Origin of the sequence: Sphingomonas sp. OV641, from assembly GCF_900109205.1 — a bacterium.
GTDB lineage: Bacteria > Pseudomonadota > Alphaproteobacteria > Sphingomonadales > Sphingomonadaceae > Sphingomonas.
This window is the reverse complement of sequence record NZ_FNZB01000001.1, coordinates 1,269,688-1,295,607: the sequence shown is the minus strand read 5'-3', so window position 1 is coordinate 1,295,607 and position 25,920 is coordinate 1,269,688. Positions and strand designations below refer to the sequence as shown.

General features: G+C 67.3%; 27 protein-coding genes. 14 read left to right on the top strand and 13 right to left on the bottom strand.

What is annotated here, in order from left to right; all coding sequences use genetic code 11:
- Window positions 1–152: 152 nt before the first annotated feature.
- Entirely contained in the window at window positions 153–680 is a 528-nt protein-coding gene (locus BMX36_RS06085) for a CHAP domain-containing protein (protein WP_177179035.1), read from the top strand.
- 82 nt (window positions 681–762) lie between these two features.
- Here the strand turns inward: BMX36_RS06085 and msrB are convergent, their stop codons facing one another.
- On the bottom strand, window positions 763–1,254 hold the full coding sequence (gene msrB, locus BMX36_RS06080; RefSeq protein WP_093065296.1) for a peptide-methionine (R)-S-oxide reductase MsrB: 492 nt from the start codon (window positions 1,252–1,254) through the stop codon (window positions 763–765).
- A gap of 151 nt (window positions 1,255–1,405) precedes the next feature.
- Here msrB and BMX36_RS06075 point away from each other — a divergent pair, with 151 nt between their 5' ends.
- A complete protein-coding gene (locus BMX36_RS06075; RefSeq protein ID WP_093064005.1) occupies window positions 1,406–2,665 on the top strand; it encodes a glutamate-5-semialdehyde dehydrogenase in 1,260 nt (419 codons plus the stop codon).
- A 13-nt stretch (window positions 2,666–2,678) separates the two neighbouring features.
- Here the strand turns inward: BMX36_RS06075 and BMX36_RS06070 are convergent, their stop codons facing one another.
- Window positions 2,679–3,956 carry a methyltransferase family protein gene (locus BMX36_RS06070; RefSeq protein WP_177179034.1) on the bottom strand — a complete coding sequence of 426 codons (1,278 nt, stop codon included), beginning with the start codon at window positions 3,954–3,956 and terminating at the stop codon, window positions 2,679–2,681.
- A gap of 85 nt (window positions 3,957–4,041) precedes the next feature.
- On the opposite strand from BMX36_RS06070, the gene BMX36_RS06065 reads away from it, so the two are divergent.
- A complete protein-coding gene (locus tag BMX36_RS06065) occupies window positions 4,042–4,524 on the top strand; it encodes a GAF domain-containing protein (RefSeq protein WP_093064004.1) in 483 nt (160 codons plus the stop codon).
- A gap of 44 nt (window positions 4,525–4,568) precedes the next feature.
- Here the strand turns inward: BMX36_RS06065 and BMX36_RS06060 are convergent, their stop codons facing one another.
- The gene (locus tag BMX36_RS06060) at window positions 4,569–5,021 is read right to left on the bottom strand and encodes a universal stress protein (protein WP_066778486.1); all 453 of its coding nucleotides are present in this window, start codon (window positions 5,019–5,021) and stop codon (window positions 4,569–4,571) included.
- A 110-nt stretch (window positions 5,022–5,131) separates the two neighbouring features.
- Here BMX36_RS06060 and BMX36_RS06055 point away from each other — a divergent pair, with 110 nt between their 5' ends.
- From BMX36_RS06055 to BMX36_RS06035, 5 genes are all read left to right on the top strand, one after another.
- Window positions 5,132–6,487, top strand: a complete 1,356-nt coding sequence (locus tag BMX36_RS06055; protein ID WP_093064003.1) for a pyruvate dehydrogenase complex dihydrolipoamide acetyltransferase — start codon at window positions 5,132–5,134, stop codon at window positions 6,485–6,487.
- A gap of 1 nt (window position 6,488) precedes the next feature.
- Window positions 6,489–6,686, top strand: coding sequence for a hypothetical protein (locus tag BMX36_RS06050; RefSeq protein WP_066778489.1), 198 nt, complete (start codon window positions 6,489–6,491; stop codon window positions 6,684–6,686).
- A gap of 3 nt (window positions 6,687–6,689) precedes the next feature.
- A complete protein-coding gene (gene lpdA / locus BMX36_RS06045) occupies window positions 6,690–8,090 on the top strand; it encodes a dihydrolipoyl dehydrogenase (protein WP_093064002.1) in 1,401 nt (466 codons plus the stop codon).
- Window positions 8,091–8,239: 149 nt separating this feature from the next.
- Window positions 8,240–9,160, top strand: coding sequence for an aminotransferase class IV (locus BMX36_RS06040; protein ID WP_093065292.1), 921 nt, complete (start codon window positions 8,240–8,242; stop codon window positions 9,158–9,160).
- Complete coding sequence (locus BMX36_RS06035) at window positions 9,157–9,939, top strand: sulfotransferase (RefSeq protein ID WP_256210678.1); 783 nt, start codon at window positions 9,157–9,159, stop codon at window positions 9,937–9,939. Before BMX36_RS06040 ends, BMX36_RS06035 begins: the two co-directional genes overlap by 4 nt.
- Before the next feature lie 42 nt (window positions 9,940–9,981).
- Here the strand turns inward: BMX36_RS06035 and BMX36_RS06030 are convergent, their stop codons facing one another.
- Together BMX36_RS06030 and BMX36_RS06025 are read right to left on the bottom strand one after the other, a co-directional pair.
- Entirely contained in the window at window positions 9,982–10,806 is an 825-nt protein-coding gene (locus BMX36_RS06030) for an alpha/beta fold hydrolase (protein ID WP_093064001.1), read from the bottom strand.
- Window positions 10,807–10,875: 69 nt separating this feature from the next.
- Window positions 10,876–12,270, bottom strand: coding sequence for an MFS transporter (locus tag BMX36_RS06025; RefSeq protein ID WP_093065288.1), 1,395 nt, complete (start codon window positions 12,268–12,270; stop codon window positions 10,876–10,878).
- 232 nt (window positions 12,271–12,502) lie between these two features.
- On the opposite strand from BMX36_RS06025, the gene BMX36_RS06020 reads away from it, so the two are divergent.
- Window positions 12,503–14,608 carry a prolyl oligopeptidase family serine peptidase gene (locus BMX36_RS06020; RefSeq protein ID WP_093064000.1) on the top strand — a complete coding sequence of 702 codons (2,106 nt, stop codon included), beginning with the start codon at window positions 12,503–12,505 and terminating at the stop codon, window positions 14,606–14,608.
- A 26-nt stretch (window positions 14,609–14,634) separates the two neighbouring features.
- On the opposite strand, the gene BMX36_RS06015 is transcribed toward BMX36_RS06020, so the two are convergent.
- Window positions 14,635–15,747: a 2OG-Fe(II) oxygenase gene (locus BMX36_RS06015; protein ID WP_093063999.1), complete on the bottom strand. Its 1,113-nt coding sequence runs from the start codon at window positions 15,745–15,747 to the stop codon at window positions 14,635–14,637.
- 133 nt (window positions 15,748–15,880) lie between these two features.
- Here BMX36_RS06015 and BMX36_RS06010 point away from each other — a divergent pair, with 133 nt between their 5' ends.
- A complete protein-coding gene (locus BMX36_RS06010; protein WP_066775295.1) occupies window positions 15,881–16,231 on the top strand; it encodes a WYL domain-containing protein in 351 nt (116 codons plus the stop codon).
- Here BMX36_RS06010 and BMX36_RS06005 read toward each other — a convergent pair.
- The 4 genes from BMX36_RS06005 to BMX36_RS05990 form a co-directional block, all read right to left on the bottom strand.
- Window positions 16,214–16,630, bottom strand: coding sequence for a cupin domain-containing protein (locus BMX36_RS06005; RefSeq protein WP_093063998.1), 417 nt, complete (start codon window positions 16,628–16,630; stop codon window positions 16,214–16,216). The two genes, BMX36_RS06010 and BMX36_RS06005, sit on opposite strands and share 18 nt — an antisense overlap.
- Window positions 16,627–17,175, bottom strand: coding sequence for a glycine zipper 2TM domain-containing protein (locus BMX36_RS06000; protein ID WP_066775289.1), 549 nt, complete (start codon window positions 17,173–17,175; stop codon window positions 16,627–16,629). Before BMX36_RS06000 ends, BMX36_RS06005 begins: the two co-directional genes overlap by 4 nt.
- Window positions 17,176–17,269: 94 nt before the next feature.
- Window positions 17,270–18,415 carry an aspartyl/asparaginyl beta-hydroxylase domain-containing protein gene (locus tag BMX36_RS05995; protein WP_093065284.1) on the bottom strand — a complete coding sequence of 382 codons (1,146 nt, stop codon included), beginning with the start codon at window positions 18,413–18,415 and terminating at the stop codon, window positions 17,270–17,272.
- A gap of 52 nt (window positions 18,416–18,467) precedes the next feature.
- On the bottom strand, window positions 18,468–20,786 hold the full coding sequence (locus BMX36_RS05990; protein ID WP_093063997.1) for an ATP-dependent helicase: 2,319 nt from the start codon (window positions 20,784–20,786) through the stop codon (window positions 18,468–18,470).
- A 41-nt stretch (window positions 20,787–20,827) separates the two neighbouring features.
- On the opposite strand from BMX36_RS05990, the gene BMX36_RS05985 reads away from it, so the two are divergent.
- The 3 genes from BMX36_RS05985 to BMX36_RS05975 all read left to right on the top strand — a co-directional run bounded on the left by BMX36_RS05985 (window position 20,828) and on the right by BMX36_RS05975 (window position 23,140).
- A complete protein-coding gene (locus BMX36_RS05985; protein ID WP_093065282.1) occupies window positions 20,828–21,223 on the top strand; it encodes a GFA family protein in 396 nt (131 codons plus the stop codon).
- A gap of 62 nt (window positions 21,224–21,285) precedes the next feature.
- Complete coding sequence (locus BMX36_RS05980) at window positions 21,286–21,687, top strand: GFA family protein (RefSeq protein ID WP_093063996.1); 402 nt, start codon at window positions 21,286–21,288, stop codon at window positions 21,685–21,687.
- A gap of 142 nt (window positions 21,688–21,829) precedes the next feature.
- Window positions 21,830–23,140, top strand: a complete 1,311-nt coding sequence (locus BMX36_RS05975; protein ID WP_093063995.1) for an MFS transporter — start codon at window positions 21,830–21,832, stop codon at window positions 23,138–23,140.
- Between the two features lie 40 nt (window positions 23,141–23,180).
- Here BMX36_RS05975 and rsmD read toward each other — a convergent pair whose 3' ends face one another.
- Window positions 23,181–23,720: a 16S rRNA (guanine(966)-N(2))-methyltransferase RsmD gene (rsmD, locus tag BMX36_RS05970; RefSeq protein WP_093063994.1), complete on the bottom strand. Its 540-nt coding sequence runs from the start codon at window positions 23,718–23,720 to the stop codon at window positions 23,181–23,183.
- Window positions 23,720–24,790: a pseudouridine synthase gene (locus BMX36_RS05965; RefSeq protein WP_256210677.1), complete on the bottom strand. Its 1,071-nt coding sequence runs from the start codon at window positions 24,788–24,790 to the stop codon at window positions 23,720–23,722. Before BMX36_RS05965 ends, rsmD begins: the two co-directional genes overlap by 1 nt.
- Before the next feature lie 113 nt (window positions 24,791–24,903).
- On the opposite strand from BMX36_RS05965, the gene BMX36_RS05960 reads away from it, so the two are divergent.
- Window positions 24,904–25,362 carry a response regulator gene (locus BMX36_RS05960; protein WP_093063993.1) on the top strand — a complete coding sequence of 153 codons (459 nt, stop codon included), beginning with the start codon at window positions 24,904–24,906 and terminating at the stop codon, window positions 25,360–25,362.
- An 85-nt stretch (window positions 25,363–25,447) separates the two neighbouring features.
- Here BMX36_RS05960 and BMX36_RS05955 read toward each other — a convergent pair whose 3' ends face one another.
- Complete coding sequence (locus tag BMX36_RS05955) at window positions 25,448–25,690, bottom strand: hypothetical protein (RefSeq protein ID WP_143058519.1); 243 nt, start codon at window positions 25,688–25,690, stop codon at window positions 25,448–25,450.
- Window positions 25,691–25,920: the final 230 nt, after the last annotated feature.

Genomic DNA, 25,920 nt, shown 5'->3' with positions numbered 1-25,920 from the left:
CAACACCGTTCATCGGAATTGGTTCCCGCGCCTATTGGTTTTCCTGAACCACCCCCGTAGCCGGAGTGAGACGAACATCCGTAGACCGGGGGGTCGCAGTGAACTTGAAGGCTTTCGGAGCGCGCTTCGCGCTTGTTGTGTCGTGCGGCCTTATGACGGCGACGGCAGCAAATGCGCAGTTCTGGCAGTGCGCTCCTTATGCTCGCGAGATCTCGGGCATTCAGATTCACGGCAACGCCAACACCTGGTGGGGGCAGGCCGCCGGCCGCTACGAACGCGGCGCTGCGCCCAAGGTCGGCGCGGTGCTCTCCTTCCGCCCGACGAGCCGCATGCGGGTAGGGCATGTCGCGATGGTCAGCCAGATCGTCAGCGACCGCGAAGTTCTGCTGACCCACGCCAATTGGTCGCGTCGCGGCGGCATCGAGCGTGACGTGCGCGCGATCGACGTGTCCGAGGCGGGCGACTGGAGCCTGGTGAAGGTGTGGTATGCGCCGCAGGGCGGGCTTGGCACCTCCAGCTATCCGACCAACGGCTTCATCTACAGCGATCATGCCGATGGCGTCGCACCCGCCATCATCGCCGATCAGGATGACGAGGCGAACGAGACCCGCCTCGCCAATCTGGCGATCGCCGCTGCCGCTGCCGCCCCGGTGCGCGGCGCAATCACGATCGGCAACTGATCCGCCGGGAGGCGGTGCCCGGGCGGCGGGTCAGCCGATAACGGCGCGACCGGTCTGCTGTGTCATCCTCACCAATAGCACTTCACGCCGGCCGAAAGGCCATTGCGACTCCGTTCATGCAGTAACGCTTGCCGGTCGGCGGCGGACCATCGTCGAAGACATGGCCCAGATGCCCCCCGCATCGTGCGCAATGCACCTCCGTTCGCGGGATCCCCAGGCTAAAGTCCCGCCTGGTGCCGACGCCCTGCTTCAGCGGCGCCCAGAAGCTTGGCCAGCCGGTTCCACTGTCGAACTTGGTGGCGGACGAGAACAGCGTCTGGCCACACCCTGCGCAGGCGAAGGTGCCGCGCCTCTTTTCCTTGTCGAGCGGGCTGGAGAACGGCCGCTCGGTCGCCTCATGCCGCAGGACCTGATAGGCTTGCGGGGACAGTCGCTCGCGCCACTGCGCATCGCGGAGTTGCAGCGGAAAGGCTTTTGCCTCGGCGGGCGAGGGGTCGCAGGCGCCGAGCACCAGCGTGGCGGCACCCGCGCTCATGCCCAGGATCAGGGTGCGGCGATCAAGCGAACGGCTCATGCACGCCGATATAGTGCCGCGGCGGCGGCGTGCATCGGCGCAGCGCTTCGCCGCCATGCATTTCCTTCCAAGACGTGATGCGTGTTCTGCTTTCGCACCGGCGAGAATCGCTGTTTCGGTGATCAGGCACGGCCGTGCTAGGCAGCATGCCATGCTGGACGCGCAAAATCCCCAGGCAATGATCGCTGGCATGGCGGCCGCCGCCCGGCGCGCGGCGCATCAGCTTGCCCGGCTTTCCACCGATCAGCGGCGCACCGCGCTGCTGCGCGCCGAGGAGGCGATCCGTGCCGCCGAGGCAGATATACTGGCGGCCAATGCGGCGGATCTGGCGCGGGCGGAAGCGGCAGGACTATCGGGTGCGATGCTCGATCGGCTGCGCCTCGACGAGCAGCGGATCGCCGGCATGGCGGCCGGTGTCGCGACGGTCGCCACGCTCCCCGACCCGGTCGGGCAGGTCATCGACACCGTGGTACGTCCCAATGGGCTGGAGCTCACCCGCGTTCGCGTGCCGATCGGCGTCATCGGCATCATCTACGAAAGCCGCCCCAACGTGACCGCGGACGCCGCCGCGCTTTGCGTCATGGCGGGAAATGCCGCGATCCTGCGCGGCGGCAGCGAGGCGAGCGAAAGCAATGCGGCCATTCACCGCGCCTTTTGCGCTGGCCTGAGCGCCGCCGGACTGCCCACGGAGGCGGTACAGCTGGTGGGAACCACGGATCGCGCCGCCGTTGGCGCGATGCTGGCGGCGCAGGGCGCAATCGATCTGGTGATCCCTCGCGGTGGCAAGGGGCTGGTCGCGCGAGTGCAGGCCGAGGCGCGGGTGCCCGTGCTCGCCCATCTCGACGGCATCAACCATGTATTCGTCCATGCCTCCGCCGACGCTGGCATGGCCGCGGAAATCGTGCGCAATGCCAAGATGCGACGCACGGGCGTATGCGGCGCGATGGAAACGCTGCTGATCGATGCGGATTACGCGGATCCGGCGGGGCTGGTCCGATCGCTGTCGGATGCGGGATGCCTCGTGCGCGGCGATGATCGCCTCCGCGCGATCATCGAGGTAGCGCCGGCGGGCGACGTGGATTGGGATACCGAATATCTCGACGCCATCTGTTCGGTCGCAATCGTCGACGGGATTGAGGGCGCGCTGGCGCATATCGCGCGGCATAGCTCGGGTCATACCGACGCGATCGTCGCTTCGGACACGGCGGTCGCGGATCGTTTTCTCGCGGAGGTCGATTCCGCCATCGTGCTGTGGAACGCATCGACGCAGTTTGCCGATGGTGGGGAGTTCGGCTTGGGCGCGGAGATTGGCATCGCCACCGGCCGGCTGCACGCGCGCGGGCCCGTCGCGCTGGAGGGGCTGACGACCTACAAATGGGTCGGTCGCGGCACTGGTCAGGTACGAAGCTGATACGGGCGCAGGCTCATCTGCCGCCGACCCAGCGGAAGAAGCGCGGCACCGGGGCGTTGCGGCTCATCCAGGCGCTATAGTCGCGATAGATCGGGTCCGCCGACAGGTGCCGCTCCTCCGTTCGCGCGCGCCAGTAATAGATGCCGCTGACCGCCGCGAGGATCAGCGTCGCGCGCGCGGCATCGACCATCGATCCCGTGGTCAGCAGGGGCAGGGTGGAGAGCCACCAGAACAGGTTCTTGGTGAGATAGGCGGGGTGGCGGGACCAGGCATAGGGCCCGTGGGTGAGGATCCCGCGATGCGTCAGGTTCGAAAAGCGCAGGCCGAACGCAACCGTCGCCCAGGCGTAGATCGCGGTCAGCAGCACCAGCACCGCACCGACGATCGCCAGCAACAGCGGATGTCCCTGAAGCCATTGGCTCCAGTCCGCGGTGCCGGGGTGGTAATCGAGCGGGCCGCCCTGATCCATCAGGATGAACGGCGGATAGCAGATCAGCGCAGCGGCCCAGCCGGCCGCATAGGGATTGGCGCTGCGGATATGCGCGTCGAGCGGCCGCATCGTCAGCACATAGCCGACCGTCGCAAAAGCCACGTCGATTACGAACATGAAGGTGATCAGCCAATTGGCGAGCCGCACCGGATCCGCCAGCAGGCCGAAAGTGGGCGTCCGGATGAACTCGCCAAAGCCGGGCGGCACGATTGCCAGCATGAACGCTAGGAAGAACGCCTTCACCCCCCAGGCGCGCAAGTGAGCATATATCGCCTCCGGCTCGGTGCCGCTGGTATGCGTCAGCCAGGCGCCGAACGCCCAGGCGCCGTCGCGCGGCTCCACCAGCCGGCGGTCGAGCCAGATCACATACGGGATGGAGAGCAGGAACAGGAAAGGCGCGGCGGTGCCGAAGCACCACATGGCGAAACGGAAATTGCCCTCCCAGTAAAAGCGCCCCGTTCCATAGATCAGCGCGATCGCCGCCCAGGTGGCCCATAGCCCGACCAGCTTCACCAGGCTGACGTCGATCGTCTCACGCCAGGGGCGCACCTTTGCCCAGTCGATCCCGGTGGATGGGCGGCGATGCACCTTGTCCACCAGCAACGACCACAACACCATCGGTATGCCGCACGCCAGCAGGTTGACGAGCGCGGCATAGGGCCCGTCCAGGCCATAGACGCGTGCGAACAGAACCCAGGCGATCAGCCCTGCCAGCCCGGCAACCCCCACGCCATGCGATACGGCGGAAGGCGGCCGCGGATCGGCGTGACGGTCGGGGGTGAGCGCGACTTTCTGATGCATGCATCGGCGGCGTAGCACAGCAAAGGTAATCGCCCCATGAAGGATGCGCTCGCTTCCGCACCGCAGCGGGACTACATCGCCCGGCATGTACCAGTTCGATATCAAGGCCGGCGAGAAGGCCGAACTTTACCGCGACATCCTGTCCGCGCTCGATGCCCTGACCGCGGACGAGCCCGATCCCGTGGCGAACATGGCCAATGCGGCGGCGCTGATCTGGCAATATCTGCCCGACCTGAACTGGGCCGGTTTCTACCGCATGGTCGCTGGCGAACTGGTCCTCGGGCCGTTCCAGGGCAAGCCGGCGTGCATCAGGATCGCGGTGGGCGCAGGCGTGTGTGGTGCCGCTGCCGCCACGCGCGAGACGCAGCTGGTGGCGGACGTCCATGCTTTTCCCGGGCACATCGCCTGCGACGCTGAGAGCGCGTCCGAACTGGTGGTTCCGATCGTGCATGATGGCCGCCTCATCGGCGTGCTTGATCTCGACAGCCCGACGCCGTCGCGGTTCGACGCGGAGGATGCTGCGGGCGGGGAGGCGATTGCCGCGCTGCTCGCTGCCCGGATCGCTTGACCGCACGCACCCGGCGCTGCGCGGCGCCGGGGCAGGACGCGCCTCTAGCTCAGCCGGTCGATCGCCTCTCGATCGAGGTTGCCCGGAATGATCATGAGCGGGATCGGCAGCGTTCCCGCCTGACCGGCGAAATGCGTCACCAGCGGCCCCGGCGGTCCGTCTCCCGATGCGCCGAGCACAAGCGCCGCCACGTCCGGGTTGCCGGCGATCAGTTCCCGGATGATCTTCGGCCCGTCGCCCTGTCGCACGGTGATCGACGGGCGCAGCCCAGATTCCTCGATCAGCGTGCCCGCCGCTTTCGCCACCAGCCCTTCCGCGCGCCGCCGCGCTTCTTCCTCGATCGTCGCCTGCACGCCGCCAAAGGCGATGAATTCCTGCTGCTCCACCAGCGCCAGGATCTCGACGCCGCCGCCGGTCTTCACCGCCCGGCGCGCGGCAAACCGCAATGCGATCTCCGCCTCCGGCGCGTCATCGATCACGGTCAGATAGATACGCATGCGTCGTCGATTGCCCCCAAGTAAGGCCATGCTTATCTTCCTGCGGGGTTGACCGCGCAAGGCCTCGGCGCAAGAGACGGGCGCTCCCCCAGGAACCGCTGAGGACCCTCATGTCGATCGAAATCAAGATGCCTGCTCTTTCTCCGACCATGGAGGAGGGGACGCTGGCGAAATGGCTCGTGAAGGAGGGCGATACCGTCAAGGCGGGTGACCTGATGGCCGAGATCGAGACGGACAAGGCCACGATGGAGTTCGAGGCGGTGGACGAGGGCGTGGTCGCCAAGCTCGTCGTCGCCGAGGGTACGGACGGCGTGAAGGTCGGCACGGTTATCATGCTGCTTGACGGCGAGGGTGAGGAAAGTGCCCCGGCGAAGAAGCAGGACGCGCCGAAGGAAGAAGCGAAGTCCCAAGCCAAGCCCGAATCCAAGCCCGAACCCCGAAAGGAGCAGGTCGACGCGCCGGTCGATCGCGAGACGGGCGAGCCGGTGTCGCAGGACAATCCCGAAACCAAGCCGCAGCCCGCGCCGCAGCAGCAGGCCCCGCGCGGCGATGGGGAGCGCGTGAAGGCCAGCCCGCTCGCGCGTCGCATCGCCGCCGAGAAGGGCGTGGAGCTGTCGGCTCTCACCGGCTCCGGCCCGAACGGCCGCATCGTCAAGGCTGACGTGGAAAGCGCCGAGCCGGGCAAGGCCGCGCCCGCCGCGCAGCAGCAACAGGCGGCGCCGAGCGCTGCCGCTCCGGCCGCCGTGCCCGCCCCGGCGCCGGCGCAGATCCCCGACATCCCGCACGAGACGACCAAGCTCAGCAACATGCGCAAGACGATTGCGCGCCGCCTGACCGAGTCGAAGCAGCAGGTGCCGCACATCTACCTCACCGTGGACGTGCGCCTCGACAAGCTGCTGAAGCTGCGTGCCGAGCTGAACGACAGCCTGGGTGCGCGCGGCGTGAAGCTTTCGGTCAACGACCTGATGATCAAGGCGCTCGCGGTCGCATTGGTGCAGGTGCCCAAGTGCAACGTCATGTACACGCCGAACGAGCTGGTGACGTTCAAGCGTGCCGATATCTCGGTCGCGGTGTCGACGCCCGAAGGCCTCATCACGCCGGTGATCACCGAAGCGGACACCGCTTCGCTCTCGTCCATCTCGACGCGGATGAAGGATCTTGCCGCCCGCGCCCGCGACAAGAAGCTGAAGCCGGAGGAATTCACCGGCGGCACCGCCTCGATCAGCAACATGGGCATGTTCGGGATCAAGCAGTTCGAGGCGGTGATCAATCCGCCGCAGGGCATGATCCTGGCGGTCGGCGCGGGCGAGAAGCGCCCTTATGTCATCGACGATGCGCTCGGCATTGCGACGGTGATGAGCGCCACCGGCAGCTTCGACCACCGCGCGATCGACGGCGCGGACGGCGCGGAGCTGATGCAGGCGTTCAAGGCGCTGTGCGAAAACCCGCTCGGCATGCTGGCTTGAGATGAACCGCGCGGTTGCCGCCGAGCTGTTGCACCTGGCCGCGGGCCTGCTGCTGACGCTTGCGCTCTTCCGCGCGGCCATCTGGTCCTATCCGCAGGGCGCCGGCTCGCTGGAGCCGGTCTGCCTGCTGACGATGCTGGCGATGCTGGCAATGAGCGTGCCCGCGCTGATCAGGGCGGCGCGCCAACCAAGGAACTGATACGTGGCAGACACTTACGATCTCGTCGTCCTGGGCTCCGGACCGGGCGGCTATGTCGCGGCGATTCGCGCCTCGCAGCTCGGGCTGAAGGTGGCGATCGTTGAGCGCGAGCTGCTCGGCGGAATCTGCCTCAACTGGGGCTGCATCCCGACCAAGGCGCTGCTGCGCTCGGCCGAGGTGTTCCACCTGATGAGCCATGCCAAGGATTATGGCCTGGCGGCGCAGGGGATTACGGCTGACCTTGAAGCGGTGGTGAAGCGCTCGCGCGGCGTCGCCAAGCAGCTCAATCAGGGCGTGACGCACCTGATGAAGAAGAACAAGGTCGCCGTGCACATGGGCACCGGCAAGCTGACGGGCAAGAACAAGCTGACCGTCACCGACAAGGACGGCAAGGCGACCGAGATCGGCTACAAGAACGTCATCGTCGCGACCGGCGCGCGCGCCCGCGACCTGCCGTTCGCCAAGGCTGACGGCAAGCGTATCTGGACCTATCGCCATGCGATGACGCCGCCGGAAATGCCCAAAAAGCTGCTGGTCATCGGATCGGGCGCGATCGGGATCGAGTTCGCGAGCTTCTACAACGACATGGGCGCCGACGTGACGGTGGTCGAAATGCTCGACCGGCTGGTCCCCGTCGAGGACGCGGATGTCTCGGCGCATCTCGAGAAGGCGCTGAAGAAGCAGGGCATGACGATCATGACCTCGGCTGGCGTCAATGGTCTGGACGTCAGCGACAAGGGTGTCGTCGCGAAGCTCAAGGACAAGTCGGGCAAGGAAAGCTCGGTCGAGTTCAGCCATGTCATCGTCGCGGTCGGCATTGTGCCGAATACGGCCGACATCGGGCTGAAGGAGCTGGGCGTCGAGGTGGACGATCGCGGCTTCCTCAAGACCGATCCGATGTGCCGCACCAATGTTGCGGGCGTCTGGGCGATCGGCGATATCACCGCGCCGCCGTGGCTGGCGCACAAGGCGAGCCACGAGGGCGTCATCGCCGCCGAGGCGATCGCCGGCGGCCACCCGCATGCGATGGACCCGCGCAACATCCCGGGCTGCACCTATTGCCGCCCGCAGATCGCCAGCGTCGGCCTGACCGAGGCGAAGGCGAAGGAAGCCGGCTATGAGGTGAAGGTCGGCAACTTCCCGTTCATCGGCAATGGCAAGGCGATCGCGCTGGGCGAGCCGGAAGGCTTCGTGAAGACGGTGTTTGACGCCAAGACGGGCGAGCTGCTCGGCGCGCACATGATCGGCGCTGAAGTGACCGAGATGATCCAGGGCTACACCATCGGCAAGACGATGGAGACCACCGAGGCGGAGCTGATGGAAACGGTGTTCCCGCACCCGACGATCAGCGAGACGATGCACGAGGCGGTGCTGGGGGCGTACGGCAAGGCGCTGCATATCTGAGCCGCTGGGGTGGAGGGCAGGCACACCTCCACCACCGTTCGCACTGAGCCTTGTCGAAGTGCGTGCTGCGCGGCCGCTCCGCCTGCGGCACGTGCTTCGACAAGCTCAGCACGAACGCGGTAGGACGTATGATCGACAAAGGAGCGACCATGACCGAACACGCGACCGGCACGCACGTCTTCACCCCCGATCCGCGCAACGACAATGTCCTGATCGACGTCAACGGCGAACTCTTCCGTCGTCCCGAGGCGAAGGTCTCCGTGTTCGACTCCGGTTTCATGCTGGGCGACGGCGTGTGGGAGGGGCTGCGCGTCTATGACGGTCGCATGGCGTTCCTCGATCGCCACCTCGACCGGCTGTGGCAGGGTGCCAAGGCGATCATGCTCGACATCGGCATCAGCCGCGAGGAACTGGTCGCGCGCCTTCGCCGCGTGCTCGACGCCAATGAGATGACGGGCGACGGCGTCCACATCCGCCTGATGGTCACGCGGGGCATCCGCTCCACCCCGTATCAGGATCCGCGCGTCGTCATCTCGCCGGCGACGATCGTCATCATCCCGGAGTGGAAGGCGCCCGCTACCGGCACGGCGACGCGGATGCTGAACCTCGCCACCGTCCATGTCCGTCGCGGCTATCCCGACGTGCAGGACCCGAAGCTCAACTCGCATTCGAAGCTCAACTGCATCACCGCCTGCATCCAGGCGGCGCAGGCGGGCGCGGATGAGGCGCTGATGCTCGATCCGCATGGCTTCGTCGCGACGTGCAATTCCACGCACTTCTTCATCGTCCGGGGCGGCGAGGTGTGGACCTCGACCGGCGACTATTGCCTTGACGGCATTACCCGCCGCATCGTGGTGGAGACCGCGCGCGCGGCCGGCATCCCCACGTATGAGCGCAATTTCTCGCTGACCGACGTCTATGGCGCTGACGAGGCGTTCACCACCGGCACCTTCGCTGGCCTCGCCCCGATCGGCACGATCGACGGCCGCGTGATCGGCACCGAGCGTGGCCCGATGGTCGAACGCTTGCAGGCGCTCTATCGCGCGGCGGTCGACCGGGAACTGGCATGACGCTGGAGATCGGCTCCCAGCCGCTGCGCATGATATCTCGCGGCGAACAGCCGCTGCGCATCGCCATGTGGTCCGGCCCGCGCAACATCTCCACGGCGATGATGCGCAGCTTCTCCAGCCGCGCCGATTGTGCGGTCAGCGACGAGCCTTTCTACGGCTGCTTCCTGGCCGAAAGCGGCGCCGATCACCCGATGCGCGAGGCGGTGATCGCCAGCATGGATTGCGACTGGCAGTCGGTGGCCGCCACTCTGTCCGGCCCGGCGCCGGCGGGGAAGCCGGTCTGGTACCAGAAGCACATGCCCCACCACATGGTCGGCCCGATCGCGCCAGACGATCTCGCGGGCGTGGTTCATGCCTTTCTGATCCGCGATCCGGCACGCATGGCGGCGTCCTATGCCGCGAAGCGCGAGACGGTGACGCCCGCGGATCTCGGCGTCGCGGCGCAGCGCGCCTTTTTCGACCGCGAGGCGGAGCGGCTCGGCACCGCGCCGCCGGTGATCGATTCGGCGGACGTGCTGCGCGATCCCGCCGGCACGCTGTCCGCCCTGTGCGGGGCGCTCGGCATCCCGTGGGATGAAGCGATGCTGTCCTGGGCGCCGGGGCGCCACGCGGAGGACGGGGTCTGGGCCGCGCATTGGTATGGCCGGGTCGAGGCATCCAGCGGCTTCGGCCCGCCCGAGCCGGAACCCGAGGCGTTGCCGCCAGCGCTCGCTGAGGTCGCCGACGCATGCCAGGCGGATTACGCCGCCATGGCGGAGCACCGGATACGCGCGCGCTAACCGTGGCCGGGCGCGGCAGGAAGCGCCGCGCCCGAGCCCTTGTTATCGGCTGAGGAACGTCAGCAGATCCTTGGTCAGCCGGTCGCTTTCGGTGGCGAACAGCCCGTGCGGCGCGCCGTCATATTCCACCAGCTGGCTCATGCCGATCCCGTCGGCGGCGGCGCGGCCGGTGGCGTCGATCGGCACTGTCTTGTCGCCCGTCCCGTGGATCACCAGCGTCGGCACGCGGAACGCCGGCAGGTCGGGTCGGAAATTGGTGAAGCTGAAGCTGCGTGCGCATTCCAGCGTGGAACGCAGCGACGCCTGCATCGCCAGTCGCCATGCCCAGTCGAGCGTCGCCTCGCTCACCGGGCTGGTGACATAGCCGACGCCGAAGAAGTCCTTGAAGAAGCTGCGGAAGAAGTCGGCGCGGTCGTGCCGGATGCCTTCGCCGATCTGCAGCAGGTCCGCCTCCGGCGCGCCATGCGGGTTCTCCTCGGATTTCAGCAGGCCCGGCACGACGGAGCCGATCAGCACCGCCGCGTTGACGCCGCGGCCGTCATGGCGGCTCATGTAACGCGCCACTTCGCCGCCCCCCATGGAGAAGCCGACGAGCGTCGCGTCCTGCTCCACCCCGGCGGCCTTCATCACTTCCGCCAGATCGTCGGTCAGCGAATCATAGTCATAGCCGTTCCATGGCTGGCTGGACCGTCCGAAGCCGCGCCGGTCATAGGCGATCACGCGATAGCCCGCCTCGGCCAGCGCCAGGGCCTGCGGATCCCAGCTGTCGGCGGAGAGCGGCCAGCCGTGGATCAGCACGACGGGTCGACCCTCGCCCCAGTCCTTCACAAACAGATCGGCACCATCGCGCGTCTTGACGTAGGGCATGTTCAACTCCGGTCGGTGAGACTGGAAGAACGGTAGCGGCAAGGCCGCGTTCCGTGCCGGGGCCGCCGCCTAACGCGTTTGCCGCAGCGTGGGCACGTCGTCCCGCATTTCGGTCATCGTTGGCCTTCGGATCGAGGGCCGCAGCCGGGCGATGCTGCACAGGCCGGCGATCAGCGCGAGGCCGGCGGCGACCATCGACGGCACCGCGCCAGCGCCGACCCCGGCGGCGAGCAGGGCCGCCGCCAGCGTTGCGCCGGTCGTCTGCCCGGTGAGCCGGACGGTGGAGACGAGGCCGCCCGCCGCCGCCGCCCGCGCTTTCGGGGCGGAGCCGACGACCAGCCGGGCATTGGGCGGCAGGTACAGGCCGAAGCCAGAGCCGCACAGCGCCATGCGCCAGGCCACGTCGAAATAGCTCGGATCCGCCGGCAAGGTGGCGAGCAGCGTCAGCGCCACCAGCGTCACCGCCATGCCGATGCCGCCCAGAATGCCGGCCGGCACGCGATCCGAGAGGAAGCCGGACAGCGGCGCCACGATCATGTTGGTGAGCGGCCAGGGCGCGATGCACGCGCCGATCTGGGTCGCGGTGAAGCCCAGCGCCGACAGGCGGAAGGGGGTGGAAACCAGCAGGGTCATGGAGGCGGTGAACGCCGTCAGGCTGCCCACCGCCGACAGCGCGATAATCGGCCGCGCGAGAAGATCGACGGGCAGGATCGGGGCAGGGGCGCCCATTTCACGCCGGACGAAGAACCAGCCGAGCGCCGCGCCTGTCGCGATGATGGCAAGGCTCACCACCGGGCTGTCGCCATGAACCAGGCTTTCCGCCCCGCCGATGGTGAGGCCGAACATGCCAGCGCACATGATCGCGCCGATAAGATCGAGGTGCGCAAGGCCGGGCTTGGGATCGGGCAGGGAGCGACCGAGCGCGATGCTGATTACGGCAAAGGGCAGCGAACTGGCGAACACCCAGGGCCAGGGCGCCACCGCCAGCACCAGCCCGCCGATCGTCGGCGCGGCCGCGGCGGAGCTGGTGACGATCACCGAATTGATGCCGAGCCCGCGGCCAAGCTGGCTCGCCGGATAGGTCTGGCGGATCAGCGCGGATGAGACGCTCAGCACCCCCGCTGCCCCGATCGCCTGTACCGCCCGCACGATCAGCAGGAACGGCAGACTCTTGGCGAAAAAGCAGAGCAAAGTCGCGACCGCGAAAATCACCTGCCCCGCCTGATAGGTGCGCTTCAGCCCGATCCGCTCACCCAGCCCGGCGAACGGCAGGAGAAGCATGACCAGCATCACCTGATAGACGGTGACGATCGACACCACCGAACTGGGCGCGACGCCCAGGTCGTGCGCGATGGTGGGCAGCGCGACATTGGCGATGCCGCCGTCGATGATGACCAGCGCGGAGCCGCTTCCCAGCGAGGCTATCGCAAAGAGGCGGCGGGGAAGGGGCAGGCCATCCGACATCGCGGCCTGCATTACGGAAGCTGGCCGGGCGGGCAAGCGCCGCTGTCATGCCGATGGCCCGCGATCGGTTGTTGTGGCGGGTGCAATTCATCCTCCCGAGCCGCACGGCGTGAACGAGCGGTGACTGGCGGGCAAACGTCGCAAGGGGCGGGATGATCCGAAACAGTTCCGGCACATTGCGGCCGGCCGGCGCGCCCGGCATGGAGGATGCCTGATAACGGGGGAGCGACACATGAAGCATCGGTGGTTGGCGGCTGTGGGATTGGCGGTGCTTGCGACCTCGGGCGGGATCGCCCAAACCGCGGCCGTGACTGATGATCCCCATATCTGGCTCGAAGATCGGGAGGGCGCTAAGCCGCTCGCCTGGGTAGAAACCGAAAACAAGCGCACGCTGGCGCGGCTGGAGGCGGACCCGCGCTATCCGACCTTCTACGCCGAGGCGCTGGAGATCGCCTCCGCCGAAGATCGCATTCCCATGCCGCAGATCATCAACGGGCGCGTCTTCAACCTGTGGCGGGACAAGGCGCACCCGCAAGGGATCTGGCGGGTGACCAGTGCGGCCGATTTCGCCAGCGCCAATCCCGAATGGACGACGCTGATCGACCTTGATGCGCTTTCCCAGGCGGAAGGGCGCAAATGGGTGTGGAAGGGCGTCACCTGCCTGGAACCGGACGAGCGCCGCTGCCTTGTCGCCTTGAGCGAAGGCGGAGAGGACGCGACCAGCCTGCGCGAATTCGATCTCCAGACCGGCACTTTCGTAAAGGGCGGGTTTGATCTGCCCGCGTCCAAGCAGAATGCCGACTGGATCGATGCCGACACGCTGATCGTCTCGCGCGACTGGGGCGAGGGCACGCTCACCAAGTCCGGCTATCCCTTCGTCGTAAAGATCCTGAAGCGCGGCCAGCCGCTCGCCTCCGCGCAGGAGATCCATCGCGGCACGCCCGACGATATCGGCACCTGGCCTTCGGTCGAGCGGGACGCACAGGGCAATCGTGCGATCGTGATCACCCGCGCGAAGACCTTCTTCACCTCGGATATCTTGCTTTGGGACGGCACCAGGGCGGTGAAGGTGCCCCTGCCCGGCAAGGTGGAGGTGAACGGGCTGGTGAGCGGCCATCTGGTCGTTCGCACCAGCGAAACATGGGGCAAGGTGCCGGAAGGCGCGCTGGCCTCGCTGCCGCTCAAGGATGCACTGGAAGGGCGCGGCGACCTCGTTACGATCTTCGCGCCCGGGCCGCGTCAGTCGGTGGATCGAGGCAATGTGGCCGTCACCGATTCCGCGGTGATCGCGTCCGTTTACGACAACGTACGCGGCCGGGCGATGGTGTTCACGCCCTCGGGCGAGGGCTGGAAGAGCCGTGCGCTTAATCTGCCCGACAATCTGTCGGTCGATCTGGTGACGGCCGAACATGGCGGCGATCGCGGCTATCTCACGATTTCAGGCTTCACCACGCCGACCCGGCTGCTGGCATTCGACGCGTCGAGCGCGGCGGCGCCGACGGCCGTGAAATCCTCACCTGCGCGGTTTGATGCCAGCGGCCTCATCGTGGAGCAGTTCGAGGCGCGCTCGTCGGATGGCACCATGGTGCCCTATTTCCTCGTTCACCGCGACGGAGCGCCCAAGGATGGGAGTACGCCGACGCTGATGACCGCCTACGGTGGCTTCGAGATTTCGAATACGCCTTATTATTCCGGCATCACGGGCAAGCTGTGGCTGGAGCGGGGCGGCGCCTTCGTACTGGCCAACATTCGCGGCGGCGGCGAGTTCGGGCCGAAATGGCATGAGGCGGGCCGCAAGACGAAGCGCCAGCTGGTGTTCGACGATTTCGCCAGCATCGCCCGGGATCTGTTCGCGCGCCGCATCACCAGCGCGGAGAAGCTTGGCATCTATGGCGGCTCCAACGGCGGTCTGCTGATGGGAGTGGAGCTCACCCAGCACCCCGAACTCTGGGGCGCGGTGACGATCCAGGTGCCGCTGCTCGACATGCTGCGCTACGAAGGCATCGCCGCCGGCGCGTCGTGGGTGGACGAATATGGCTCCGTTTCCGTGCCGGAGGAGCGCGCCTTTCTCGCCAGCATGTCGCCCTACCATGCGCTCCGGAAGGATGGCCGTTATCCGGAGCCGTACATCTGGACGACCACCAAGGACGATCGCGTCGGCCCGCAACATGCGCGCAAGTTCGCGGCACGGATGAAGGAATATGGCCTGCCGTACCTCTTCTATGAGGATACGGCCGGCGGCCATTCCGGCGATGCCGATATCGCCCAGGGCGCGCGGCTGCAGGCGTTGCAGACGGTGTATTTCGCGCAGAAGCTGATCGGGCCCGGCGCCCCGTAACGCCGCCCGGCGCGCCGGCCTGATGATCAGGCGGGCGCGTCGGCGGCAGCGGCCGGGTGGCTGGTGGGTTCCGGCGCCAGATAACGCTGGTTGGCTGCGCGCAGTCTGGCGCCTTCCTCGTCATAGAGGAACGGCAGGAACGCATATCGCTTGCCGCGAGTGACGGTCTTCGCCTCGTGCAGCAGCGAGCAGGAGAAGATCACCGCCCCGCCGGTGGGCGCGCGATAGGTCTGCGGGCCATATTCGGGGAAGCAGAGATCACCCCCGTCATAGTCGCCGGCGTTCAGGTTGATCGTGCAGGCGAACTTGCGATGCGCCGTCCCCTTGGTCGTATTGTCGCGATGCGCGCGGAAATGCCCGCCGCCATTGTCGCCGTCATAGCAGGCGACCAGCCACCGCTCGATCCGTGTCGCTTCCCAGCCGAGCGCGCGCTTGATCTGCGGGATCAGGAAACGGGCGAGGCGGGCGCGCAGCTGTTCGCGCAGGGCATCATCCTCGATATGGTAATCCGACCGGCGCTTGTGGCTATGATCGATGCGCCCGACCGTCAGGCCGTTTTCCTCGCGCATGAAGCCGGACTCCTCGCCGCCATTGGCCTCGTAAAGCTCGATCAGTCGCCGGCACAGCGCCGGCTCGAACACGCGCGGCACGATCAGCACCGGCGCGGCGGGATAGATCTCCGGCGCCGCTATCTGCGCCTGCAATGCCGCAATCGCCTGGTCGCCGGCGTTGAGCGGAAATCGGTCCAGCACGCGCAAGGTGCTGTCCAGCAGCAGCCAGTGCGGCCGGTACTTCGCCGGGCCCTCCGCCTCGTCGCACGCCCCGTACAGGCGCGACACGGCCGCGTCATGATCCAGGAACCAGCGGATGCCGGGCAGTTCCTGCCGCACCACGCCCTGCGTCGCATCGGCGGGGTCGGTCGATACGCCGAAGAAGCTCGCCCCCCGATCATCGAACAGCGCCCGGTTCTCCGCCAGCAGCCGCAGCGCCGGGGCGATCGCGGGATGAGCGGCGCGGCCGGCGAACAGCATCAGGATCGGGCGGCCGGCGGCGGTGTCAAAGGCGTAGCGCGGGTTGCCGGACAACGCCGGGGCATGAAACCAGGGCGCTTGGTCGCCCGGGAGCAGCAGATGGGGCATAAGGAACGCTATCATCCCGCCAAGCACGGCGCGATTCGTTTTGCTACGTGGGTTTACGGATGCAAAGTGGGAACGCACCGTTGCAGAAAACGGTTATTGCTGCACTGCAACAGCATGGATATTGCCGGTGAGCATGAAGCTGAACACCGATGAAGATCGGGTCGCCGCACCAGCAACGCCGCCCGTCAGCATGCCGACCGTTTTCGAAGCGATCGTGAAGCAACAGGCGATCGCCGCGACCTATAATCGCGGCACGGTCACGCTGGCCCCGCACATCGTCTACACCAAGCACGGCGAGTTCTACCTCGACGCGCTGACGCTGGAGCGTGACGGCAAGCCCCCGCGAGAGCCGAAGATCGGCGCGTTCAAGATCGCTGGCCTCAGCGGCATGCGCGTCACCCCGCGCCGCTTCACGCGCAGCGAGCTCTTCAACCCGGCCGAAGAACGCTACGAAGGCGTTACGCTGCTAACCATTGAGGGCTGAGGGCGACCAGCCGGGCGGCGCAAGCTCGAACCCGGCAAAGTCGAACCCCGGTGTTACGACACAGCTGACCAGCGCCCAGCCGGCCGCCGCCTCGGCTGCCTGCCAGGCGTGCGCGGGCACCAGCACCTGCGGCGCGTCTGGCCCCAGCCGGTGTGTGGTGATCGCGCCTTCCCCCTCCACATGCAGCAGCAGCGGGCTGCCGGCGTGCCACAGCCACAGCTCCGCCGCATCCACCCGGTGCCAGTGCGACCGCTCGCCAACATCGAGCAGGAACAGGATCGCGGTCATCGGCGATCGTTCTCCCGCCGGCGCTGGCAGGCGCACCGTCTCGCGATAATGGCCGCCCTCGGGATGCGGCGCCAGGCGATGGCGCGCAATCAGAGCGGCCGCCTCGCTCACCGGCAGCGGACCTGGCTGTTCTGGTCCACGGCCCGCCCCGCCAGCGCGCCGGCCGCGCCGCCGAACAGCGTTCCGACGATCCGGCTGCGCCCGCCGTCGATCACATTGCCCAGGACGCCGCCCAGCGCGCCGCCGACGATGAGGCCCGTCGTGCCGTCGGAGCGGCGGCAGTAATAGCGCCCGTCGGAGCCGGAATAGACGCGATCGGTGGGGGCCAGCGCACGCTCCTGATATTGCGTGCCGGAGCGGTAATAGCGGGTGGGATCATAATCCCCCTCGTCGCGCCATTCCTCGTCGTCATAGCGGGAGACGGGCGGCGGCGCGCCCCGGCCATCGTCCCAGCGCGGATCGCGATAGCCGGAGCCCGGCACCCGGCGCACCGACTGATAGCGGTCGAATTCGCTGCGGAAGATCTGCAACTCGCGCTCGAACCGTTCCTGCGCCGCGCGGAAACGCGCATCGTCTGCGCTGGACTGGGCGACGGCGGGCGTGCCGATGGCGACGGCCGCTGCGCCGATGGCGATCGCGATGCGACGGGTAAGCATGTGACGTTTCTCTCCACGCCCACAATGGGCCGCAGCAGGATACGGCCGCCCGGCCATATCGTTCCTGAACGAACCTCGCGCCCCGGGCGGACGATCAGCCCTGGTCCTGCATCGGTGCGCCATAAGCATCGATGGCCTCGAACAGGCGGGTCAGCGCGCCGCGCTCCGCCAGGTCGATCTCCGGTTTCCAGATCTCGAACAGCAGCACCGTGCGTGTTTCGCTGCCCCGGTTCCACGCTTCATGTTCGAACGAATCGTCGAAGATAACCAGTTCGCCCTCGCGCCATTGGTGCACGTCCGCGCCGACGCGCAGCCCGCATCCGGGCGGCGCGATGATCGGCAGGTGGCAGATCAGGCGCGTGTTGAGCAGGCCGTGATGCGGCTGGATGTGCGCGCCCGGCGTCAATCGCGAGAACAGCGCCATCGGCGACCGCCCGGCGATGCGCGGGATCGGCAGCTTCGCCAGCGCCGCCATGGTCGCCGGGAAGCGCGACGCGTTCGCCTCTACCACCTCGCCGCCGCGCCACAGATGAAGCGCGCTCCACGCCGGATCGTCGAGCAGCGGATTGTTCGGCAGCGGGCGATCGGCATTGCCCTCCACATAAGGCGCGAAACCCTCCGTCGCGGCCTCCAGCTCGGCCCGGATCGCCGGCGTGGCCGCTTCCAGTTCCGCCACCCAGGCGAACTCGTCGCGCGCGTAAAAGGCGCGCTGCGGCAGCCCTTCGAAGTAGAACATGCTCGGCTGTTGCAGGTACAATTCGCGCCGGCCGAGCAGCAGCTCGATCGATTGCGCGACCCGCGGCGGCTGCTGGCCGGTGATCGCGCCCTCGACATGGCCGGTGAAGCGCGCGTTCGCCTCCTGCTTGAACGCCTCCGCCTGCCGCAGCAGCGGGTGGAGCGCGGGCGGCACGTCGCGTGTCACGGCCGCCTGGTTGAGCGCGGCGGTGTAGAAGTTCGCGGCGGCGCGATCGTCGCCGTCCTGCCGCTTGCGATCGCCCATCAGCAGGAGGGCGGCAATATGACGCGGCTGTTCGCGCAATTGCGCCTGCAGCGCCGCAGTCTCGGCAGCTGCGTCCCCGCTCAACCGGCACGCCTGCGCCAAAGCCAACCAGGGCAGGGGAAAGTCCGCCGGGCGCGCCGCGATGATCTGGTCGAAGTTCGCCCGCGCCTCTGCGCCATCGCCGCGCCGCAACGCCTCCACACCCTGTCTGGCGAGGTGTTCGGCTTCGGCGCGGGTCATGGTCATGCCGCTTCTATCGCGGCTCCACCCCGGCGCGTAAAGCAGGCCAGCGTCACGGCAGGGTAACGAAACTGTCCATCACGCGCTTGTGCCCGGCCTTCTCGAATTCGATCTCGAGCTTGTTGCCCTCGATGCTTTCGATCGTGCCATAGCCGAACTTCTGGTGGAACACCCGCTGCCCGACGGACAGGTCGGACCGGCCCTTGTTGCCGAGGCTGACGGAAGGCGCGCGGCTTTCCACCACGCGCGTCGGCTCGCGGTTGAAGGTGCGGCTTTGCCATTCTCCGCCCGGCTTGCCGCCCAGCGTGCCCGCCGCCCGTTGCCACCCCGGCCCACGCCCGGTGCCGCGCCCGACATCGGCGAAGGGATCGGCCCGCTCGGACCAATTGGCGCGCCACAGGCTTTCGCCCCCGCTCATGGTGGTTTCGCTTTCCACATGATCGGGCGGCAGTTCGCCAACGAAGCGCGAGGGGATGGAACTGGTCCACTGGCCATAGATGCGGCGGTTGGCGGCGTGCAGGATCACGGCCAGCCGGCGCGCACGGGTGATCGCGACATAGGCCAAGCGCCGCTCCTCCTCCAGGCTGCGTGTGCCGCCTTCGTCCAGCGCGCGTTGCGACGGGAACAGCCCTTCCTCCCATCCGGCGAGGAACACCGTGTCGAACTCCAGGCCCTTGGCGGCGTGGATCGTCATGATCGTCACCTTCGGGTCCTCGCGCGCGCCCTCATTGTCCATGACGAGGCTGACATGCTCCAGGAAGGCGCCGAGGCTCTCATACTCCTCCATGGCGCGGACCAGTTCGTTCAGATTCTCCAGCCGCCCTGCGGCCTCGGCGGATTTCTCCGCCTGCCACATGGCGGTATAGCCCGATTCATCCAGGATCTGCCGCGCCAGCTCGGCATGCGGCAGGTCGCGCGCCATGTCGCGCCATCGGGCAATGTCGCCGATGAAATTGCCCAGTGCACGGCGCGCCTGCGGCGTCAGCTCGTCGGTGTCCAGGATGCGTGCGGCGGCCAGGCTCAGCGGCAGGTTCTGGGCGCGGGCGAGCTGGTGCAGCTTGGCGATCGCCTTGTCGCCAAGGCCGCGCTTGGGTGTGTTGACGATCCGCTCGAAGGCAAGGTCGTCGGCCGGCTGGTTGACGATGCGGAGATAGGCGAGCGCGTCGCGGATTTCCTGCCGCTCGTAGAAACGGAAGCCGCCGACGATGCGATAGGGCATGCCGATGGCGATGAAGCGATCTTCGAACTCGCGCGTCTGGTGCTGCGCGCGGACCAGGATGGCAACATCGTCCAGCGACTTATCGCCTTCGGACCGAAAGGCACGCTGACAGGCCTCGATCTCGTCACCAACGCGCCGGGCCTCCTCCGGGCCGTCCCAAACGCCGATCACGCGAACCTTCTCGCCCACGTCCAGCTCGGTCCACAGCTGCTTGCCGAGTCGGCCCGAGTTATTGCCGATCACGCCGCCCGCCGCGCCCAGGATGTGCGGCGTGGAGCGGTAATTCTGCTCCAGCCGGATCACCTTGGCGCCGGGAAAATCCTTTTCGAACTTGAGGATGTTCTCCACCTGCGCGCCGCGCCAGGAATAGATCGACTGGTCGTCGTCCCCCACGCAGCAGATGTTGCGCCGTTCCTGTGCCAGCAGCCTCAGCCAGAGATACTGGACGGAATTGGTGTCCTGGTACTCGTCCACCATGATGTATCGAAAGCGCTGCTGATATTGCTCCAGCACCTCGCGATTGGTCTTTAGAATGGTCAGGACATGGAGCAGCAGGTCGCCGAAGTCGCACGCGTTCACTGCGCGCAGGCGATCCTGATATTGTTCGTACAGCTCACCGCCGCGGCCATTGCCATAGCGTTCGCTCTCCCCCGCATCGATCTCGCGCGGAGTGAGCCCCTTGTTCTTCCATTCGTCGATCAGCCCGGCGAGGCTGCGCGCGGGAAACCGCTTTTCATCGATATCGGCCGCGGCGATCAGCTGCTTCAGCAGGCGAAGCTGGTCATCGGTGTCGAGGATCGTGAAATTGTTCTGCAGCCCGACCAGTTCGGCATGGCGGCGCAGCATCTTGGCGCCGATCGCGTGGAATGTGCCCAGCCACGGCATACCCTCGACCGCATCGCCCACCAGCCGCCCGACCCGCTCGCGCATCTCGCGCGCGGCCTTGTTGGTGAAGGTGACGGACAGGATTTCGCTGGGGTAGGCGCGGCGGGTATAGAGCAGATGGGCAAGCCGGGCGGTCAGCGCCGCGGTCTTGCCGGTGCCGGCGCCGGCCAGCACCAGCACCGGCCCATCGGTCGTGAGCACCGCTTCGCGCTGCTGCGGATTGAGGCCCCTAAGATACGGAGGGTCGGCAAGCTGGGTATCGGTCACGCACGAACAGTTAGGGAACGAGGGCGGTGGGAGCAAGCGACGTGACGATCAACGGAGGGTGCCATTGCGGCGCGGTGCGCTACGTGATCAGCGGTGAGGTCCGCCGACACTCGCTTTGCCATTGCAGCGACTGCCGGCGCTGTGCCGGCGCCGTTCCGGTGGGCTGGGCATCGGTGCGCCGGGCGGATCTGGCGGTTCAGGGCGACACGACGATCTATCGATCCTCGGGCGATGTCGAGCGGCGCTTCTGTGCCGGTTGCGGGACTGGCCTGTTCTACGAGAGCGAGTCGCTGTTTCCCGGGCTGGTCGACGTTCAGTCTGCGACCTTCGATGATCCCGATGCACACGTCCCCACCGAGCGGATCCAGCTGGCCGATGCGCCTGAATGGCTCGCCCGTGCCCATCTGCTCCCGGGGCATCGCCGCTTCCCAGAATGATCATTGCAGTTGACGCGGCTTCATGAGAACATAGCGGAAACAAGAAGCAGGAGGAGGAGTCGATGGCGACGACGGGCAAATGCCACTGCGGTGCGATCAGCTGGTCGGCGGAAGGGCCGCCGGAACATCATGCCATCTGCCATTGCGATGATTGCCGCCGCTGGTCCGGCGCGCCGATGGTCGGCTGGATCGCCTGGCCGGCCGATCGCGTGACGGTCAGCGGGGACACGGCTACCTATCATTCCTCGCAGCACGGCACGCGTGAGTTTTGCGGCAGCTGCGGGACGGGGCTGTTCTACCGCAATGCCGAAGCGTTGCCGGGCATCATCGACATCCAGTCAGGAACGCTCGACGACCCCGAAAGCCAGCCGCCGGGCGCGCAGATCATGGTCAAGGATCGGCTCGGCTGGACCGCCGGCATCACTGAGCTTCCCGCTTTTCAAACTTATCCCGGTATGGACTGACTTCGAGAATTTTGCCGGTCGGTTTGCCGGCGGGCAGTCCCGCGCTTCTTCGTCGGCGCGCGTGGAAAGTTTGTCTTTGCGCCGGCCAAGTGCCGGCGGACGGCAATATTGACGCGGGCTGGCGGCGAGGGGAGAGGGGGGCATGACGACGACCACTGCGACGACCGCGACCAGCACCAATTCCCCCCGCCGCGTGCTGCTGGCGAGCTTCGTCGGCACAGGCGTCGAATTCTACGATTTTTACATCTACGCCACCGCGGCGAGCCTCGTCTTCGGGCAGATCTTCTTCCCGGTGGCGGAGCCCGGCATGCAGCAGATGGCAAGCTTCGCCACGCTGGCGGTCGCTTTTTTCGCGCGTCCGGTCGGGGCCGCCTTTTTCGGCCATTTCGGGGATCGCATCGGTCGCAAGTCCACGCTCGTCGCCAGCCTGCTCACCATGGGGCTGTCCACCACGCTGATCGCCTTTCTCCCGACCTATGCCGATGCCGGCTGGTGGGCACCGTTCATTCTGTGCCTGCTGCGGTTCGGGCAGGGGTTCGGCCTTGGCGGTGAATGGGGCGGGGCGGCGCTGCTGGCGGTGGAGAATGCGCCGCCGGGCTGGCGTGCCCGCTTCGGCAGCGCGCCCCAGATGGGCGCCCCGGCCGGGTTCATCGCTGCCAACGGCCTGTTCCTTCTGCTCGGCTTGTGGTTGACGCCGGATCAGTTCCGCGAGTGGGGCTGGCGCATCCCGTTCCTGATCAGTGCCCTGTTGGTCGGGCTGGGTTTGTGGATCCGGCTCAAGCTCACCGAGACGGCCGAATTTGCCGCCGCACTGGAAGAAGCACCGCCCCCTGCCGTGCCGTTTGCGGAACTGGTCCGCCATCATGGCCTTGCCACCATCGCCGGGACGATCGGCGCGATCGCGTGCTTCGCCCTCTACTATATCACCACCGCCTTCGCGCTCGGCTACGGCACGAAGACGCTCGGCTATTCGATGCAGTCGATGCTGCTCGTCCAACTCGGTGCGATCCTGTTCATGGCAGTCGGCATCTATGGCTCGGCCTGGCTCGCGGACAGCAGGTTCGATGAGCGGCGCGTGCTTGCCGGGGGCTGCGTGGGCGTGGTTCTGGCAGGACCGCTGCTCGGCCCCATGCTGGGGTCGGGATCACTTTTGCTGGTATTCGCTTATCTCGCGCTCGCCTTGCTGCTGATGGGCTTCGTCTATGGCCCGCTCGGCGCTTGGCTGCCGGGCCTGTTCCCGCCGCGTGTTCGCTACACGGGGGCATCGATGGCCTTCAACATTGCGGGCGTGCTTGGCGGCGGCCTGACCCCGCTGATCGCGCAGGCTCTGGCGGAGAATGTCGGGTTGGCGGCGGTGGGCTGGTACGGCAGCGTGGCGGCCGCGCTAAGCCTGGTCGCGCTGGTCGCGACGCGGCCACGTCCCCGCGCGCATGCGATCGTGGTGCAGCCGTGAGCGCGGCACTGCTAGGCCGCCACATCGTCGTGGCGAGCCGCTATGCGAGGCGGAGCAACGTCAATCTGGCCTTGCCATAGACACGGGTGGCATCCTCGACAAAGCCGTCCACGGTCACCTGTTCGTCACGCGCGGTTTCGATGCTGATCCACGTGGCCGGCCCCGTCCAGCCAAGCCGACCCAGTTTGTGGAGGGCGACCGCACCCGCGCCGGTGCCGTAGGGCGGGTCCATCATGATCAGGTCCATCGGCGACCGCGCCGGTCCCAGCGCCAGAACGCTTCCCGCGCGGACATCAGCGCCGGGCGCGGCGAAGGTCGCGATGTTGGCGCGAAGGGCATCCAGCGCCGCACGATCCTGCTCGACGAACAGGCACGAAGCAGCCCCGCGCGACAACGCCTCCAGGCCCAGCGCGCCGGATCCGGCAAAAAGGTCTGCCACTGCCAGGCCGTCAAAGCTGCCGAGACGGCTGGTCAGCATGGAAAACAGCGCCTCCCGGGTACGATCCGCGGTAGGGCGGGTCACGTCTCCCCGGGGTGCCGCGAGCGGGCGCCCACGCCATTGTCCCGCAACGATCCGCATCAGCGCACGCCCCGCGGCTTGGTAGGCCGGTTCGGACGCGGTCGCGGCGAGTGCGGCGCTTCGTCGCTGCGATCCTGCCGGAACGACCGGGTGCGCTCGGTGCGCGCGCCGCTGTCACGCACGGCCAGCGTGCCATCCGCGCGGCGCCGTGGGCCCTTGGCCGGTTTCGCGCCGGCTTTGCTCTTGTCGGACGCGACCGGCCGGGCCTTGGCCTGCGCGCGAGGCTCGACACTGGCGCGCACCTCCGGCGCTCGAGCATCATCCACAGCGACGGGCGCAACCCCGCGGCGCCGGGACGGCTGCGGCAGTTCACGCCGGGTCGGGTCTGCCTGAAACGCCTCGACGTCATGATGGCGCACTTCGCCGATCTCGCCTGGCGCCAGCTCCCCCAGGACGAACGGGCCGTAACGCGTACGGATCAGCCGGCTGACCTGCAGCCCGAGATGTTCAAGCACGCGGCGAACCTCGCGGTTCTTGCCTTCTTTCAGCACCAGCTCGATCCACAGGTTCGCGCCGGTGCGCCGCTCGATGTTGGCGTCGATCGAGCCGTACCTCACCCCTTCGATCTCGACACCGTGGATCAGTTCCTCAAGCTGCGGTTGACTGACCTTGCCATAAGCGCGGGCGCGATAGGCACGCTCCACGCCGGTGGCGGGCAGCTCGAGTTGTCGTTTCAGGCCGCCATCGGTGGTCATCAACAACAGGCCTTCGGTATTCAGATCGAGCCGACCGACGGGCATCAGCCGCGGCAGGCCCTTAGGCAGTCGATCATAGATCGTCGCCCGCCCCTTGGGATCGCGCTCGGTCGTCAGCACACCCGTGGGCTTATGGAACAGAAACAACCGGGCAGGCTCAGGCGCCGCCACGGGCGCGCCGTCAACCGTGACGCCATCCAGCGAAGGCAAAAGCGTTGCAGGAGTGTCGACCAGCACGCCGCCAAGCGCGACTCGACCATCAGCGATCATGCGCTCGATCTCGCGGCGGGAGGCAACCCCGGCGCGGGCGAGGAGCTTGGCGATACGATGCAAGGGCGCAGTGGGCGGCGATCCGGCGCGGGAAGAACTCGACATGCCGCACCTGATACAGCCGTTGTGCGCGCGCGGCGAAATTATTTGCGTCGCAGCGAGCAGATGCGCGTTATCTGATCAGGCGTTCGCCGTCGTAAAACTCACAGGTCCAGGGAATGATCTTCGGCAGAAAGAAGCGTTCAATCGTACGGCTACTCGTGGTGGAGGACGAGCCGCTTGTTGCGTTCGATACCGAGCATCTGCTGAGCGAACAGGATTATGAGATAATCGCCACGGTCGACCGGGTCGCAGACGCCGTGGCGATCCTGAACACGGCGAGCGACATTCATCTTGTGCTGGCTGATCTGGCGCTTGCGGATGGCAGCGGGATCGAGGTGGCGCGCGCCGCTGGTCAGCTCGGGATACCCGTGATGTTCGTGACCGGAAACTGCCCCGGGGACGCGGAGGCGCTGGCGGTCGGCTGCTTGTCCAAGCCTTATGCGCCGCGCGATCTCCTGGGAGCGATCGGTGCGGTCGAGGCTACGCGAAGCGGCAAGGCACCGCGCCGGCTGCCTCATGGCTTTCGGCTGTTTGCACCCGTCCAAAGCACCGGCGACACTGCTGCGTTCGGCTGACGCTCCGTAGGTACGGCGTCTCGCAAGCGACGATCACCGCGCGGCACCTGCACCTCAAATGTTTTCGCGGCGCTGCGCGCGTGGATCAGTTCACGCGCGGATCGACGGATGGAGCCTCAGGCCCATCCGGCTCGCTGAAGCGGGCCGGCGCGTCATGCGGCTCCGCCGGGGCGCCGTCGTCCACCGCGTCGTTCCGTGCCGCGGCCTGGCCCTCGATGTCGGTACGTGCCGCATCGTCCCATGCGGCCGGTGCGCTGTCAGGAGAGGTGTCGGGTTCGTCCTCTGGCAAGCTGTCCGGGTGCGGATCGTTGGTACGTCGGTCAGTCATGGTCATATGCTCGGCTGCGTAGGTGCCGGATCGGTGCCGGGAGTGGCGGGGGCAGGCTGATCGAAATCGGGGCTGGGCGGCGTGACCTCGGGCGGCGGGGCGGTCGGCTGTGCCGGTTGGCTTGGGGGCACAGGCTGTTCGGGCGGGGGCGTGGTAGCCATTGTCATCTGTCCTCTTCTGCCGCACCAACGCGCGATCGTGCGTCGCGGTTGCTGCCAATGCTTGCGGGG

Excerpts from the sequence above, each read along its gene's own strand:
- BMX36_RS06085 (WP_177179035.1), top strand. The coding sequence starts at position 153 with ATGACGGCGACGGCAGCAAATGCGCAGTTCTGGCAGTGCGCTCCTTAT.
- BMX36_RS06015 (WP_093063999.1), bottom strand. The coding sequence starts at position 15,747 with ATGCCCCATCTGCTGCTCCCGGGCGACCAAGCGCCCTGGTTTCATGCC.
- BMX36_RS06065 (WP_093064004.1), top strand. The coding sequence starts at position 4,042 with ATGTACCAGTTCGATATCAAGGCCGGCGAGAAGGCCGAACTTTACCGC.
- BMX36_RS06035 (WP_256210678.1), top strand. The coding sequence starts at position 9,157 with ATGACGCTGGAGATCGGCTCCCAGCCGCTGCGCATGATATCTCGCGGC.
- BMX36_RS05980 (WP_093063996.1), top strand. The coding sequence starts at position 21,286 with ATGGCGACGACGGGCAAATGCCACTGCGGTGCGATCAGCTGGTCGGCG.
- BMX36_RS05960 (WP_093063993.1), top strand. The coding sequence starts at position 24,904 with ATGATCTTCGGCAGAAAGAAGCGTTCAATCGTACGGCTACTCGTGGTG.
- rsmD (WP_093063994.1), bottom strand. The coding sequence starts at position 23,720 with ATGCGGATCGTTGCGGGACAATGGCGTGGGCGCCCGCTCGCGGCACCC.
- BMX36_RS06040 (WP_093065292.1), top strand. The coding sequence starts at position 8,240 with ATGACCGAACACGCGACCGGCACGCACGTCTTCACCCCCGATCCGCGC.
- BMX36_RS05995 (WP_093065284.1), bottom strand. The coding sequence starts at position 18,415 with ATGACCCGCGCCGAAGCCGAACACCTCGCCAGACAGGGTGTGGAGGCG.
- BMX36_RS06000 (WP_066775289.1), bottom strand. The coding sequence starts at position 17,175 with ATGCTTACCCGTCGCATCGCGATCGCCATCGGCGCAGCGGCCGTCGCC.
- BMX36_RS06075 (WP_093064005.1), top strand. The coding sequence starts at position 1,406 with ATGCTGGACGCGCAAAATCCCCAGGCAATGATCGCTGGCATGGCGGCC.
- BMX36_RS06030 (WP_093064001.1), bottom strand. The coding sequence starts at position 10,806 with ATGCCCTACGTCAAGACGCGCGATGGTGCCGATCTGTTTGTGAAGGAC.
- msrB (WP_093065296.1), bottom strand. The coding sequence starts at position 1,254 with ATGAGCCGTTCGCTTGATCGCCGCACCCTGATCCTGGGCATGAGCGCG.
- BMX36_RS06050 (WP_066778489.1), top strand. The coding sequence starts at position 6,489 with ATGAACCGCGCGGTTGCCGCCGAGCTGTTGCACCTGGCCGCGGGCCTG.
- BMX36_RS06055 (WP_093064003.1), top strand. The coding sequence starts at position 5,132 with ATGTCGATCGAAATCAAGATGCCTGCTCTTTCTCCGACCATGGAGGAG.
- BMX36_RS06025 (WP_093065288.1), bottom strand. The coding sequence starts at position 12,270 with ATGTCGGATGGCCTGCCCCTTCCCCGCCGCCTCTTTGCGATAGCCTCG.
- BMX36_RS06020 (WP_093064000.1), top strand. The coding sequence starts at position 12,503 with ATGAAGCATCGGTGGTTGGCGGCTGTGGGATTGGCGGTGCTTGCGACC.
- BMX36_RS05975 (WP_093063995.1), top strand. The coding sequence starts at position 21,830 with ATGACGACGACCACTGCGACGACCGCGACCAGCACCAATTCCCCCCGC.
- BMX36_RS05965 (WP_256210677.1), bottom strand. The coding sequence starts at position 24,790 with ATGTCGAGTTCTTCCCGCGCCGGATCGCCGCCCACTGCGCCCTTGCAT.
- BMX36_RS06070 (WP_177179034.1), bottom strand. The coding sequence starts at position 3,956 with ATGCATCAGAAAGTCGCGCTCACCCCCGACCGTCACGCCGATCCGCGG.
- BMX36_RS06010 (WP_066775295.1), top strand. The coding sequence starts at position 15,881 with ATGAAGCTGAACACCGATGAAGATCGGGTCGCCGCACCAGCAACGCCG.
- BMX36_RS05955 (WP_143058519.1), bottom strand. The coding sequence starts at position 25,690 with ATGACTGACCGACGTACCAACGATCCGCACCCGGACAGCTTGCCAGAG.
- BMX36_RS06060 (WP_066778486.1), bottom strand. The coding sequence starts at position 5,021 with ATGCGTATCTATCTGACCGTGATCGATGACGCGCCGGAGGCGGAGATC.